Source organism: Kribbella sp. NPDC051952, from assembly GCF_040680855.1.
GTDB lineage: Bacteria > Actinomycetota > Actinomycetes > Propionibacteriales > Kribbellaceae > Kribbella.
Window position 1 is genome coordinate 198,428 of the sequence record NZ_JBFAXQ010000011.1, and the last position, 13,749, is coordinate 212,176.

10 protein-coding genes are annotated in these 13,749 nt (G+C 65.2%); 3 read left to right on the forward strand and 7 right to left on the reverse strand.

Going from position 1 to position 13,749, the window contains the following annotated elements; genetic code table 11:
- Positions 1-1,192: 1,192 nt before the first annotated feature.
- Positions 1,193-1,684 (forward strand): hypothetical protein, encoded by a 492-nt coding sequence (locus tag AB0L70_RS21810; RefSeq protein WP_363686801.1) that lies wholly within the window; start codon positions 1,193-1,195, stop codon positions 1,682-1,684.
- Between the two features lie 24 nt (positions 1,685-1,708).
- On the opposite strand, the gene AB0L70_RS21815 is transcribed toward AB0L70_RS21810, so the two are convergent.
- The 5 genes from AB0L70_RS21815 to AB0L70_RS21835 form a co-directional block, all read right to left on the reverse strand.
- Positions 1,709-3,247 (reverse strand): PfkB family carbohydrate kinase, encoded by a 1,539-nt coding sequence (locus AB0L70_RS21815; protein WP_363686803.1) that lies wholly within the window; start codon positions 3,245-3,247, stop codon positions 1,709-1,711.
- A gap of 78 nt (positions 3,248-3,325) precedes the next feature.
- Positions 3,326-3,538, reverse strand: coding sequence for a hypothetical protein (locus tag AB0L70_RS21820; protein WP_363686805.1), 213 nt, complete (start codon positions 3,536-3,538; stop codon positions 3,326-3,328).
- Positions 3,539-3,855: 317 nt separating this feature from the next.
- Positions 3,856-5,373, reverse strand: a complete 1,518-nt coding sequence (locus AB0L70_RS21825) for a PfkB family carbohydrate kinase (RefSeq protein ID WP_363686807.1) — start codon at positions 5,371-5,373, stop codon at positions 3,856-3,858.
- Positions 5,374-5,487: 114 nt separating this feature from the next.
- Complete coding sequence (locus AB0L70_RS21830; protein ID WP_363686809.1) at positions 5,488-7,008, reverse strand: PfkB family carbohydrate kinase; 1,521 nt, start codon at positions 7,006-7,008, stop codon at positions 5,488-5,490.
- 102 nt (positions 7,009-7,110) lie between these two features.
- A complete protein-coding gene (locus AB0L70_RS21835) occupies positions 7,111-8,922 on the reverse strand; it encodes a hypothetical protein (protein WP_363686811.1) in 1,812 nt (603 codons plus the stop codon).
- Between the two features lie 491 nt (positions 8,923-9,413).
- On the opposite strand from AB0L70_RS21835, the gene AB0L70_RS21840 reads away from it, so the two are divergent.
- The gene (locus tag AB0L70_RS21840) at positions 9,414-10,109 is read left to right on the forward strand and encodes a class I SAM-dependent methyltransferase (protein WP_363686813.1); all 696 of its coding nucleotides are present in this window, start codon (positions 9,414-9,416) and stop codon (positions 10,107-10,109) included.
- Positions 10,110-10,293: 184 nt separating this feature from the next.
- Positions 10,294-10,728 (forward strand): DUF805 domain-containing protein, encoded by a 435-nt coding sequence (locus AB0L70_RS21845; protein WP_363686815.1) that lies wholly within the window; start codon positions 10,294-10,296, stop codon positions 10,726-10,728.
- Between the two features lie 49 nt (positions 10,729-10,777).
- Here AB0L70_RS21845 and AB0L70_RS21850 read toward each other — a convergent pair whose 3' ends face one another.
- Both AB0L70_RS21850 and AB0L70_RS21855 read right to left on the reverse strand, forming a co-directional pair.
- Positions 10,778-12,181, reverse strand: coding sequence for a metallopeptidase TldD-related protein (locus tag AB0L70_RS21850; RefSeq protein WP_363686817.1), 1,404 nt, complete (start codon positions 12,179-12,181; stop codon positions 10,778-10,780).
- Complete coding sequence (locus AB0L70_RS21855; protein ID WP_363686819.1) at positions 12,178-13,689, reverse strand: TldD/PmbA family protein; 1,512 nt, start codon at positions 13,687-13,689, stop codon at positions 12,178-12,180. The genes AB0L70_RS21850 and AB0L70_RS21855 overlap by 4 nt, the downstream gene beginning before the upstream one ends.
- Positions 13,690-13,749: the final 60 nt, after the last annotated feature.

The following is a 13,749-nucleotide window of genomic DNA, read 5'->3' on the forward strand; positions in this document are numbered from 1 at the left end:
TAGGCCTGACGGCGACGACAGACCAGAAGGCGCTTGCCATGACAAAGGGGAGATATACGCCGCCCCTGGGCTGATGGGGACGGCGCTTGATCGGGCGTGGTTCTTGCTCCAGGGGGTGGTCACTCACCAACCTGCACAGGACGCAATCATCAAGCGACTGCGCAGACATCGGTCCGCCCTGCACTGGGCTTGGTCGGACGCCACCATCTACCCGGGGTCGATCGAGGCGGAGGTTAGTCGTCGACCGCACAGCGACCTGGAGGAACTGGCATCCTTTGGGCAGTGTGGGGTGAGTGCCGCATGGGTGTTACGCAGGTTCAGATGGGCATTCCGCTGGCAGGCGATTTACTGCGTTGGCGATGTTGTTTTCACTAGAGGCGACGGCACAACCTCGGATCTCCATTGCTGGATCGAGGTCGGCAATCCATCGTCGACAGAGCGCCTGGTCGTTGACGTGACCTGCGACCAGTTCGAGCCACTTCGTGGCACGCCGGTGATCTGCGCGCCTTACCAGACCCTTGTGGATGAGTCGATTGAGTACAACGCGGACGTTCGGATGCCCTTCCGGAAGTTGCGCAAAGACGAGGTTTGGGGACGCTACAAGATCCTCGTGAAAGCTGCCAGGCGCCGCCATTGGTCGAGCAGTCCCAGCAGCGCCTTGTCGACTCAGAGGTGAAGTCTGCCGTTGCCGCGTACCATGTTGTCGGTCGGGGGATCGCCCGACGGGGGATAGGAGACAACGCGGCTTGTCTGGCGTCAGTAGGGACACCACTGATGACTTGCTCGCGCTCCTGCCTATAGGTCTCACTCTGGCCGAATGCCGGCAAGTGGAGTCGCCGTTCGTGGAGGTCGTATACAAGGTCGCGGAACGGCGCAATGTCGAGGGATGGGCGCTAGCGGTTCGGACCCGACTGCACCTTCCACGGGTCGCCAGGCCTGATGGCATCGTCGGTAGGCGGATGGCCGTGGCGGAGATGAGCCGGAGTGGCCGCCAACTGTCGGCTGACGTCGCTGCCATACGCGCCCTAGCGCCGACAGGTGAGATCCGCGATCTTGCAGACCTGCAGTTCACTGTGTACGACGATGACACGGCCTTCACCGTTCTGACTCATATGCACTATTTGCGTAGCGCACGGCCGGGATCGATGAACTTTGCTTTGGTCGATCGATCCAGCGGCCTGCCCGTCGCCCTGTGCAGTGCGACGCGCTGGACTGGCGACGCCTCGGCAGTGCGATCCAGCAGCGGTACGGTGTCCCGCCTGAGCGCGTTTGGGACATCTCGAGGGTCTATTCGTTCGACGTCGCGCCGTACAACGCGATCTCCAAATTGTTGGGAGAGGTGCGACGTTGGATCAGACGCGAGCGACCCGAGGTAGCCCTGCTCGCCACGACCGTCGACCCTAACCTGGGCTTCGCCGGAGCCAGTTACCGTGCTGCCAACTGGCAGGAATGGATGCGCGTGAGGCCGCGTCCGTATATGTACCTACACCGCAGGTACATCACGCCTCGTCAACTGCGCATTCAGTTCGGGACATCCAACCGGCAGGAACTGCAGGATCAATTGGGGGTTCCGCTCGAGGTCAGCCGCGCGCAGTTGCTCGGTTCTTCAATCTACTGCTCTCGCTTGCGTGGAAAGACCGAATCGATTCCTCAGGATCACGTGCCCACCATGCGTCGGCGATGAGGACCGGTAGCTGTACTGACGGGATCAGGAACGAGTCTGGAGTCGGGTCAGCATCTCCTGGATCAGCTCTGGCGTAGGCAACGAGTTATTGAGCTGGTAGTCCGCAATCGCACGGGACATCGCAGCCGATGCCCAGGCAGCAGCCGCAGCCGAAAATCGTTCGCCGCTCTGGATCAGCTCGTCAGCGAGGGCGGCGCAGAACGCGTCGCGAGCGGTCGCAGATTCCTTGTAGATCGACGCGAAGACGGGCGTTTGGATTACGTCCTTCGCGGATCGCGAATACATGGTGCAACCGCCCCTGAGCAGGAGGCACACCGACCCCACCCGGCTCTTGAGGAGATCGCGAGCGACCGTATCAGGGTCGAATGATTGCGCACCGCTGAAGGCGCGACGGCGGAGCTCCCAGGGATGCGCGACCAAGTAGTCGATCTGTGCGAGCGAGCGAGGAGCCAGTGTTCCATCAGGATACGGCTGGGCCGCTGTGACGATTGTCAGTGGGCGGCGACCGGCTTCGTGAAGCAGGGCTAGCGTGTGTTCAACTGTCTCCCGGGGAATCTCAAACGTGATGAGCACGGCGTCGCAGTCGAGTAGTTCGGGGACTAGCTCGTCGCAGTCCCATGGATCGAGTCGAACTTCTTTCTCGTTGCGCCAGTACGCCGCGAGGCTGTCACCCAAGTCCATCTCGAGGACGCCCGTGACAGGTGTGTCCGCCCCGGGCACGATCTTGAGCAACGAGGTGTCGACATGGTTTGCGCGCAGATGATTCACGATCTCAGTGCCGAATCGGTCGTCGGCGACCGCTGCCACAAGGGAAACACGATGGCCCAGCCGTGCTGCCGCCACGGCTTGTTTCAAACCTTTGCCTCCTGGTGAAAGCACGAACTCCTGTGCTTCACTCGACGCCTCCCAGCGAGGGGGCTCGCTGATCCGGAAGATCGCATCCATGACGGCTGCGCCAAAGACGAGGATCCTGCCCCGAGTCCGTTCGGACAAAGGTCGTGCGGCCCCGCCGAAGGAAGGAAGCGCGCTGGTTGTCGATCGGGTCGAGTACACCTCGCGACTCACAAGCTGCCGCGCGACCGCCTGCAAAGCGTCTGGCTCGATACTGGCGCGAAGGGCACCGACAGTCGGGACGTTGCCAGTTGGCGGATCGCCAGCACCGCCGGCGAGCGCCTTGTGCAGTGCGTGCCAGTTGTCGATCAGTGTGCGCCGGCGTTGACGTAGCTGGCGATCCGACAAACCCTGGATCGTCCGCCTGCTGATCCTGGACTGTGCGTACTCGTCGACGAATAGCCCCAGGCCGAGCACTGCGTCGACGACAACCTTGTCCGTTGTACTGAGCTCCTGAACGCATTCCCCGATCACGGCCAGCGCACTGGACTCCGGCGCGACATCCCGGACGGTTGCGTACCATTTAACGGTGGCGAGTTCTAGCAGCGGCGCAGTCAGGCCGTCCCGACCTGAATACAGGCGCGAAAAGGTCGCCCCGCCACTCGACCGTAGCTTCTCCAGAATGTGTAGCAAAATGATTTGGAGATCTTCGGGCGAATTGTTGTCGCGCACGTCGCTACTCCTGTCGGTTGTTGGCCGCGGCTGGCCGCGGCCAACTGTCGTTCCCGTATAGGTAGGTGGTCCTGGCGTTCAGTTCTGGTGAGTTGTGGTCTCGGTCTTCACGATCTGGTCGTCGGGTGTCGACGGCTCCCCGTGGAAGACCTGGGCGAGCATGAACACTCCGAAGCCGAAGACGGAGATCACGACGACTGCCAGGAGGAAGACCAATTTCCTCCAGTAGCTGGCGATGTAGTAGGCGACGATGATGATGAGCATCAGCGCGACAGCTTGACTTCCGGCCATGGCGAGCCTCGATTCTGAATTTCACAACCAGTGGTGCCGGGACAGGTTGCGACGGAAACCCCAATCCGTGCTTGAAATTCTTCTCGATACTGATTGCAGCGCAGGACATTTGGGTGTCAACCCGGGGTGATCTCGGGCGTGAGGCGCACTTTGGACGGCAAGATGGAGGATTGGAGCTCGTCCGGACGCCGGCGCACCGAATGGCTCGACAGGAAGCCGGCCCAAGGCCTGGCGCCGCAGTCGTTGTAGCGTGAGCGTGCCAATCGGCACTCGGTTCGGACTCGCGAGCAGTCTCTGGCCGCCAATCGGCAGGATTCTCAGCTGAAGTATTTTTGGTACATCGCCTCGACTCGTGCCCGCAGCGGCGGAGAAGGGGACTTGCGGTAGTCCTCGGCGACGGCTGCCATCGCTGCCGCGCTCCATCGGATGGCGTCGGGCAGTGGGCGCTGCTCTATCAACGCGGTCGCGAGAGCGGCGCAGAACGCGTCACGGGTGATGGACGACTCCTTGATCACAGAGGATGTTGCGGGGATGTCCATCGAGGTACCGGAACTCAGATAGACAGTCCCGCCTCGCGCTCCCAGGACGCAGAGTGCATTCAGGCCCTGCCTCAGGAGTCCTTCGCTGAGCTGCTCCGGGTCGTACCTCGCCTCCGGAGACCGTGCGTACCGCTCCAGTTCCCACGGGCGTGCGACCAGATAGTCGATCTGGCGCAAGGCTCCGATCGAGAGACCGGCGCCGGTGTAAGGCTGCCCCGGGGTGACGACGACGAGAGGTCGCTGCTCGGTTCCACTGACGGCAAGGTCGAGCGTGCGATGCAGGATCGCCGGAGGAACCTCGAAGGTCATGAGAACGGCGGCACAGCTCGCAAGCTCCTTCGCGTAGTGGTCGATGTGACTGCTGTCGAGGGCCAGCGGGCCACGCCAGACGGCCGCCGCGCTCTCGCCGAACGGTCGCTCGAAGATTCCCGTAGTCGGCGTCCCCGACTGAGGGACAGTCGCCATCATGGATGTGTCGATGTTCTCGCGTTCCAGGTGATGCAGGACCTCCTCGCCCTCTGAGTCGCTGCCGACGGCCGCGAGTAGGGAGACAGCGAACCCTAGGCGGGCGACTGCTACTGCCTGGCTGAGGCCTTTACCGCCGGGAGATCGGCTGTAGTGGGTGGCAAGCTTGGAGGTCTCCAGATCCGGCGGGCGCTCGACTCGCCAGACATGGTCGATCGTGACACCGCCGAGAACAATCACCTTGCGTGCCGACGGGTCGGGCTGTGGTTCCAGGTTGGCATCGACGGTGACAACGGGATCCGTCGCGTGCTTGGGCTGGCGGGGGTCGAGGCCACTCAGCAGTTGGAGTGCGAGCCTCTCGAAGAGTTCCACCTCCGTTCGTCCTCGGAGGTTTCGATCCCTCGGCGCAACCGGAATCTCACCCCTATCGGGCTCCGTCAGGGCTCGATGCAGGTCCGACCAGTTCGAGAGCAATGCTGCACGCCGCACTCCGAGGTCTGCCAGCGCCAGGTTGCGAACGGTGCGCGCGGTCAGGCCAAAAGCCTGATACTCGACGGAAAAGATTCCGAGCCCGAGTACTGCGTCGGCGATGATCCGGTCGGTGACATCCGGCAGATTGCGCACGCTGTCCCGAACGAGCTCAACTGCGACATCTGCCACGTCCCTACCTGTTCGTGCTGATTGCTCCATCACTACCGGGAGGTGAAGAAGGGGCTGCGCACGACTGGTCGCGACACGTTCAGCCGTCAGGCCTTCGTTCCTCCTAAGAGACGTGAAGACCGAAACCAGGGAGGCAACCTCCGGCGACTCTGATGCGAACCGATGAGTCATCTGACTCCTCGAAGGTTGAGTGTCTCCTCAATGCGGAGGGGAGTCCCTACATCTGCAGACGTCTGTCGTTTGATCCGTACTCCCCGCGAAGGCGAGAGATCCGGAGGAGCGGAGTCAGTGCCATGTCCCCCCGGGAAAGGCTCGAAGCATCTGGTCCACGCGGTTGCGGTCGGGGAAGGTACGGGCATTGGCGTAGTCCTCGGTGAAGCTGGCCATAGCGGCCGTTGCCCAGCGGACGGCGTCATCGGTCAGGGAGTGATCTTCCACCAGGCGGGCGACGAGCGCGGCGCAGAAGAGGTCTCTCGTGATGGAGGATTCCTTCAGCATTGACGGTGGAGGTGTGATGGATCGGGGTGGTGCGTTCTGGGAATAGATGGTTCCGCCGCGGCTGCCCAGAACGCAGACCGATTTCACGCCTAGCCGAAGGAAACTTTCGCCGAGATGCTGCGATGCCTGTTTGCCGGGCGTGTAGTAGCTCAGCCGCCGCAGCTCCCAACTGTGGGCCACGAGGTAGTCGATGTGCGCGAACGCCTGGCCGGATGGTGGACCGTAGTCGTACGGCTGCCCTGGCGTAACGACGGTGACTGGTGGTTCGGGGCCTAGACCGCTGACCAGATTGAGCGTGCTCGACAGAACGTCTTGGGGAATCTCGAACGTGAGCAGGACTGCATCGCACTCCGCGAGTACGTCACGATGCTTGTGCACGTCTTGCGTTGTCAGACTGACGGCACTCTCGTTGTGCCACACGACCGCGGCGCTTTCGGCGTCCGGGAACTCGATCACCGCGGTCTGCGGTGTCGTCTCGTTGCCGAGGATCTTCAACCTCGAGGTGTCGACCTTCTCTGTCTCCAGATGCTGCAGAATCCGTTCGCCGTCCTGGTCGTCAGCGCAGGCCGCAATCAGGACCACATCGAGGCCGAGACGGGCGGCGGCCACAGCTTGGCTGAGACCCTTGCCTCCTGGCGACCGGATGTAATCGCCGGCCATGACTGAGGTTTCGGGCAGGGGTACGGCGTCACTGTGGAAGACGTGATCCATGGCTACCCCGCCAACGACGACAACCCTGCCGCTGGCCGATGTCCGCGCGGCTTCGGACAGGGATCGCGGCGCGGTCGTGATCGGACCGGCCTGCGAGTGGTCCTCGGAGGAGTCAGCTATCAGCATGGCGAGGTCGCGGAAGATGCGTGGCTCGATGGTGTCGCGTAGATAGCGGTCACCGGGGGTCTCGGGCGCACCGGCGCCGACGGCTTCATGCAAACCGTGCCAATGGCGCCTCAGCGAGTCGCGCCGATCACCGAGATCGGCGGTCTGGAGAGCCTGGATCACTCGTGGGTCGACGTGTTGATCGATGTACTCGGCCTGGAACAGACCCAATCCGAGCACGCCATCCGCAACGATCTGGTCGGACTCGACCGACAATCGCCGTACCGCGTCGATGACCACCTGGACCGCTGCGGCCGCAGGATCACCCACGCCGTGCCTGTCCATGTAGTCGCGGACAGCCCGCGAGCCGAGGAGGTTGCCGGCCCGGTCTTCGGTCACTCGGATCTGCTTCAGGCCCTGGTTCTTCCGGAGGACGGTGAAGTCATATACGAGTGCCTTGGCCTCGGAGGGCAGGGAGAGGTCGCCAGCCATAGAGCCCCCGGTGAAACGGTCGCCTGAGATTTCAGTATCCGCCAATTGGCGTGTCGGCGACCGTTTCGCGAGTGTCGGTCGAGTGAGACGAGCACTTGATTCTCAGCGGAGGGTGGCTACCCAGCGGGTGGCTTGTTTGGCTTGGGTTAGGCGGCGTTCGTAGGTGGCGCCTATGGATAGGAGGATCAGGCCGGCTGTGCCTAGGGTGATCCAGCGGGGGATCAAGGGGGCTACGTCGATGAATTGCCAGATTCCGATCTTTAGGAGGACGGCGGCGCCGATTAGGAAGGGGGCCTGGAGGCTGCGTTGGGTGCCGATGGCGATTACGGCTAGGGCGGCGGCTACTACCAGGGTTACGCGGAGCCAGTTTTGGTTGCCGTCGGCAATTAGTGTGCTGGGGACGAGGCCTAGGAGGAGACCGGGGCCCAGGTAGATCCAGCTGGGTTGGGTGCGCCAGGCGAGGACGCCGATGGTGAGCATGATGACGGCGGGTGGGACGGTGTACCACTCGAGGGTGGTGCCGCCGGCGCCGATCACGAAGGCGGTGTTGGCGATGACCAGGAGAAGTCCGGCCAGCACCAGACCCCAGCGACGCAAGGGATTCATGCCATAGGCAACCAACGGGGCGGCGGCGATGGTGAGGACTACGCCGGTTGCGGTGTCGGCGTCGGTGGTGGCGGCCATGATCTCGGCCAGGACCACGGCGCAGGCGGCTGAGCTCATCAGGACACGTTCGAGCGGCTGACCGACGTACCGGCAGGCAAGCGCGATGCCGGCGGCGCCGACGAGGGCTAGAGAGACGGCGGCCGGCCAGAGGGCGATGTACTCGTCGAAGGCGAACAGGATGATGGCGAATTGCGCGGCCAAGGACGCGACCCCGGCGGCGGGGACCGCGTCGACCACCTTGCGCAGGGCGGCGAGGACGGCCAGTACGGCGATGACTGCCGCGAGGTAACCGAGTTGCCGGATGTCGTCGGTGAGCAGGCAGAAGAAGAGATCGACCGCGGCGACGGTGAGCGTGCTGACATGCAGTACGAGCGCCAACCGGCCAGTGCGACGCGCCACCAGGATCTCGGTGACCCCAAGGGCGGCGACGAGGCCGGTGGTCAGCCAGCGGCCGGGGCCGGGGAGTTGGGGCAGGCAGGTGGCGACGGCAAACCCCGCTGCGGCGGCGCAGACGGCCTCACCCAGTCCCCATTTGAACGCCGCGGGGAGTGGGCGCTTGTGGAGGATGGCGAGGCCGGTCGCGGCGGCGACGCAGACAACGGCGGTCGTTGCGATCGTGTTCGAGAGGTTCAGCGGATCAACGAGATCGCCGTACGTCGCCAGCAGGCCGAGGAAGGTCCGTGTCGCGCCGGTGATGAGTACGCCGCAGAGGACGACGGCTGACGTGATTGCGCCAGTACGGCGGACGATTGCGGTGCCCAGCGCCGATAGGACCAGCGTTATGACGACCTGCGCGATCAGGGCGGCGAGCAGGACTGGCAAGCTCGTGCGGTCGAAGAGGATCAGCGGCAACGGAAGCTGACCGGCGATGACCGTCGTAACACCGTAAGTAACTACGCGTGGGGCCAGGCGGGTCATCAAGAGGTTGATCAGGGCAAGGGATCCGAAGGCGATCGCGCTGTAGGTGAAGCCGTCGATGGTGTCCGGTGAGATGAGGCCGAGGGCGCGGGCGCCGAACAGGTCGACGGTCAGCAGGCCACAGCCGAGAATGGCCAGGGCCTCGGCTGTGCCGGCCAACTTGCGGCGGCTGGCGGGGATCGAGCCGGCGAACGCGATGGCGGCGAGAGTGCCGATGATGCCCGCCTGCGCGGCGACGGGGAGGCTGTCCCAGTTGACGGCCAGGAAGGTGACGCCGGCTGCCAGGAGCAGGAGTACGCCGAGGCTCAGGAGCGTGGCCTGGGGGCTCAAGCGGTGGGTCTTCCGTACGCGCGGGGTCTGTGGGAGGCGTTGTGGGGCTCCGAAGCGGGACTGGTAAGGCGGACGTGTGCCAGAGGCGGGGCGCGCTGTCTGGGCAGCAACCTGCGGAGGCGGGGGAGGAGCAGCAACACCACGTGGAGGCGCAGGCGGATAAACCGGCGCAGGTGGCGAGACCGGCGGCTGAAAAGGCGGCACAGGCGGCACAGGCGGCGCTGGCGGCGGGTAGGCAGGCGCGGGCGGATAAGCAGGTAAGGGCGGCGGGTACGAAGGCAACGGTGGCGGCGTGGGCTCGATGGTGAGCTGCAGCTGGGTGTTGCACGTCGGGCAGGTGATTGCGGCTGTCGGCATCGAGTCCTCCTCAGGCTCACTTCACTATCTCGGCGAGGAACGGACAGCCGCATGAGTACGTCTACCTAATTCGTGACGTAGGCTGCTGCGGTCCGCCTGTCGGCCAGATCGGCGTGACGAACACGGGGAGCAACATGAAGACTGGACACGTCGAGCTCGCAAGGGCTCAGCAGGAACGTTGGCAGACGGCGTATACACAGCACCCGCACCTGCACGGCTCGGAACCTTCGGCCGCGGCGCAGTGGGCGGCCGAAGCGTTCGGTGCCGCAGGCATCGATGACGTGCTGGAGCTCGGCGCCGGGCAGGGGCGGGACGCGTTCTTCCTGGCCAGACAGGGGTTCAGCGTCCACGCGACCGACTTCAGCGAGGCCGCGCTCGATCAGGTGCGGCTGGAAGCGCAGCGTGAGGGTCTCGACGATCGCGTGACGGCGGCGTTGCACGACGTACGGGATCCGTTGCCGCCGGCCGATGCGACCGTCAACGCGGTGTTCGCGAATCTCCTGCTGAACATGGCGTTCTCCCGCGCCGAACTGCGATCACTCGTCGCCGAGATCCGGCGCGTCCTCTGTCCTGGCGGGCTTTTCGTGTACGCCGTCTGGTCCGCGGACGACCCGTGTTCCCCGACGGCGATGAGCTCGTCAAATCAAGCACAGCACTGGAAGCAACTCGGCGAAGGTCTGTCCATGCACGACGGGTTCGTCGGCAGATTCTTCGACGATTCGTTGATCACCGAACTGGCCGACGGCTGGCGGCTCGACGAGACCACGTCGTACGACGAAGGCCCGCGGCCGCACCGGATGCGGCGAGTGGCGCTGGCCAAGGAAAGCTGAAGCCGGCTCTAGGTGATCCGGAGGCTGGGTCGACGGCCGGGTCGGTTCCGAACAGGTGAAGTTGGCTCTAGCTCCGGCGCGTCAGATTGCGGTGTGGTCACCAAAGCGAAAAGTTGCATTGACGAACCCGACCGGTTCCGACAGGCTCTGTCCGCGTCTCACCTTCGACCATCGGAGATCAGTAATGCAGTGGTACATCGACGTTCTCAAGAAGTACACCGTGTTCAGCGGCCGGGCCCGGCGCAAAGAGTACTGGATGTTCGTGCTCTTCAACGTGATCGCTTCGATCATCGTGGGCATCCTGGACCGGATCCTCGGCCTCGACTTCGGCAGTGGTAGCACGAGCAGCGGTGGCTGGCTGTCGACGATCTACAGCCTCGCCGTCCTGCTGCCGTCCATCGCGGTCGGCATCCGGCGTATGCACGACACCAACCGTTCCGGCTGGTGGATCCTGATCAACCTGATCCCCTGCATCGGCTGGATCTGGTTCATCGTGCTGGCGGCCCAGGAGGGCACCGCTGGTGACAACCAGTACGGTCCGGACCCGAAGGGTGCCGAGCGCTTCGGTGGCCAGCCGGGCATGGGCGGCCCCACCGAGCCGGGCTACCCGACCGTCTGATCCAGGTCACGCAGAACGCCCCGCGAGTTTCGCGGGGCGTTCTGCTGTTTCAGCTGGCCTGGCTGACGCTGGACATGTTGAAGTCCGGGATCAGCAGCGGTGGTGTCGCGGTCCGGGAGAAGTAGTCGCCCCACTCCCGGGACAGGGCCGGCACGGTCGCGCCGGCGGCCGTGAAGCGGCCGAGGAGATCGACCGGGCTCTCGTTGAAGCGGAAGTTGTTCACGGCACCGGTTACCTCGCCGTTCTCGACCAGGTAGACGCCGTCACGGGTCAGGCCGGTGAGCAGCAAGGTCTGCGGGTCGACGGCCCGGATGTACCAGAGGCAGGTCAGCAACAGGCCGTTGTCGAGACCGGCGACCAGGTCGTCCGTCGTTCCGGAAGCGCCGTCGACCGACAGCACGTAGTTGTCGATGTCCGGCGTGACCGTCGAGGCGCCGATCACCGAGGCGGTGTGGCGGCTCGTCATCAGGTTCTCGAGCTTGCCGCCGCGGATCCAGTCGGTCGCGGCCAGCGTCAGCCCGTTGTCGAAGACGCTCGCCGAACCGCCGGAGGACCGGGCTACCACGAACGGCAGCCCCTCGAGCCCATGCAGCGCAGGGTCCGAGACGAGGTTCACGGGCTGGGTGGACAGCGTGTCACCGATCCGCGTGCCGCCCGCGGGCTGCGAGAAGACCGTGCGGCCCTCGAACGCATCACGGCCGTCCAACACCCAGAACAGGTACGTCATCAGGTCGGCGACGGCTGCCGGTGGCAACACGGTCGGGTGCCGGCCCGCATCGACCGAGACGCTGCGCTTGGCCCAACCGAGGCGCCGGGTCAGCTCGGCGTCGAGCGCCAGGGCGTCGATGTCGGTGAAGTCGCGAGTCGCGGCGCCGACCCAGGCGGACTGGCTCAGGTCACCGGTCTTGCCGGTCGAGCCGACGTGTCCCCGCGGCAAGGCGTGACGCACCCGCAGGCCCGTGGAGGAGCCGACGTACAGCGTGACGACTTCGTGGTCGGCGAATCCGTAGAGCCAGCGGCTCTCCTTGGTCGCGCGCTTCAGCGTTTCGCCGAGAGCCGGCGCGAACCGCTCGTACACATTGACCGAGGTGAGCTCGGGCTCGGCGTCCCAGTCCGCGCCGACGGTGCCGTCGACGAGTGGGCGGGCATCCTCGGCCGGGCTGGAGGCGCGTGCGGTCGCGATCGCCGCGGCGACGACGTCGCGCAACGAGTCGTCGGTGACGGACGAGCGGCCGACCACGCCGGCCGCCGTACCCTCACCGGCTCCGACGGTGGCGATCACGGTCACGCTCGAGCCGCGCATCGCGCCGTTCGTGGTGAGCGTGTTGTTTGCCCAGCGCAAGTTGGCGCTGGAGGTCTCCGCGACGATCACGACACAGCCGTCGGCACCTTCGGCCGTGGCCAGGGCGAGACCCCGCTCGATCGTGTCCTGCGGGGTGAGCTGAATCGTCACCGGCCGGCCTCCTGCGTGGTGTTGAGAATGCGGACGCTGCGGAACAAGGCGGACGGGCAGCCGTGGGTGACCGCGCCGGACTGCGAGGGCTCGGCCTTGCCGCAGTTGAGTGCGCCGCCGAGGACGTACGTCTGTGGGCCGCCGACTGCTTCCATCGAGCCCCAGAAGTCCGTGGTGGTGGCCTGGTACGCCACATCGCGGAGCTGGCCGTCGAGCTTGCCGTCGGTGATCTTGTAGAACCGCTGCCCGGTGAACTGGAAGTTGTACCGCTGCATGTCGATCGACCAGGAGTTGTCGCCGACGATGTAGATCCCGTTCTGCACCTGGCTGATCAGCTCCTCGGTCGACGGGCCGTCGGCCGCGGGCTGCAGGGAGACGTTGGCCATCCGCTGGATCGGGATGTGACCGGACGAATCGGCGTACGCGCAGCCGTTGGAGCGCGGCGTTCCGAGCAGGTCCTCGTTCACCTTCGCCATCCGGCGGTCGACCTGGTAGCCGACCAGTACGCCGTCTTTCACCAGGTCCCACTGCTGTCCGGCCACGCCCTCGTCGTCGTACCCGACGGTCGACAGGCCGTGCTCGGCGGTGCGGTCGCCGGTGACGTGCATGACCGGCGAGCCGTACTTGAGTGAGCCGAGCTTGTCGGTGGTGGCGAAGCTGGTGCCGGCGTAGTTGGCCTCGTAGCCGAGAGCGCGGTCCAGTTCGGTGGCGTGGCCGATCGACTCGTGGATGGTGAGCCAGAGGTTGGTCGGGTCGATCACCAGGTCGTACGCGCCCGCCTCAACGCTCGGCGCGGCCATCTTCTCGGCCAGCCAGCCCGGGATCTGGGCCAGCTCCTCGTCCCAGTTCCAGCCGGTGCCGGTCATGTACTCCCAGCCGCGGCCGGCCGGCGGCGCGACGGTGGACATCGAGTCGAACCGGTCCGCCTGGACGGCGTGGGCGGTGAGCTTCGGGCCGATCCGGACCCGCTGCTGGGTGTACGACGTGCCTTCAGAGTTCGCGTAGAACTTGCACTCGTGGACGGTGGCGACGCGGACGCTCACGTGGGCGACGCCGTCGGCCTTGAGCAGCCGGTCGCTGTAGTCGGTGAGCAGCGCGATCTTCTCGGCCCGCGGCACGCTGAACGGATCGATCTCGTACGACGAGACCCAGGTGACGTCGTCGTACGTCGGTTCGTCGGCCAGCTCGATCACCTCCGCGTTGATCGGCCGGGACACCTGGGCCATGTTCACCGCCTGCTCGGTGACCTGGACGGCCTCGTCGACGGTGAGCGCGACACCGGCGGCGAAACCCCAGGTGCCGTCGTGGATCACGCGGACGGCGAGACCGAGGTCCTCGTCGTCGCTCGCGTTCTCCAGCACGCTGTCGCGCAGGCTGATCGACTCGGACCGGATCCGCTCCAGGCGGAACTCGGCGAAGGTGGCGCCGAGATCGCGAGCCCGCTGCAGCGCGGCCTCGGCGAGCTCGTGGCGGGGAAGGGCGAGGAAAGACGCATCGACATCTGGCACGCTGTCGACCCTATACAGGGAACCCGACAGATCCCGGCGGTGTAAGACAAATGACAGCAA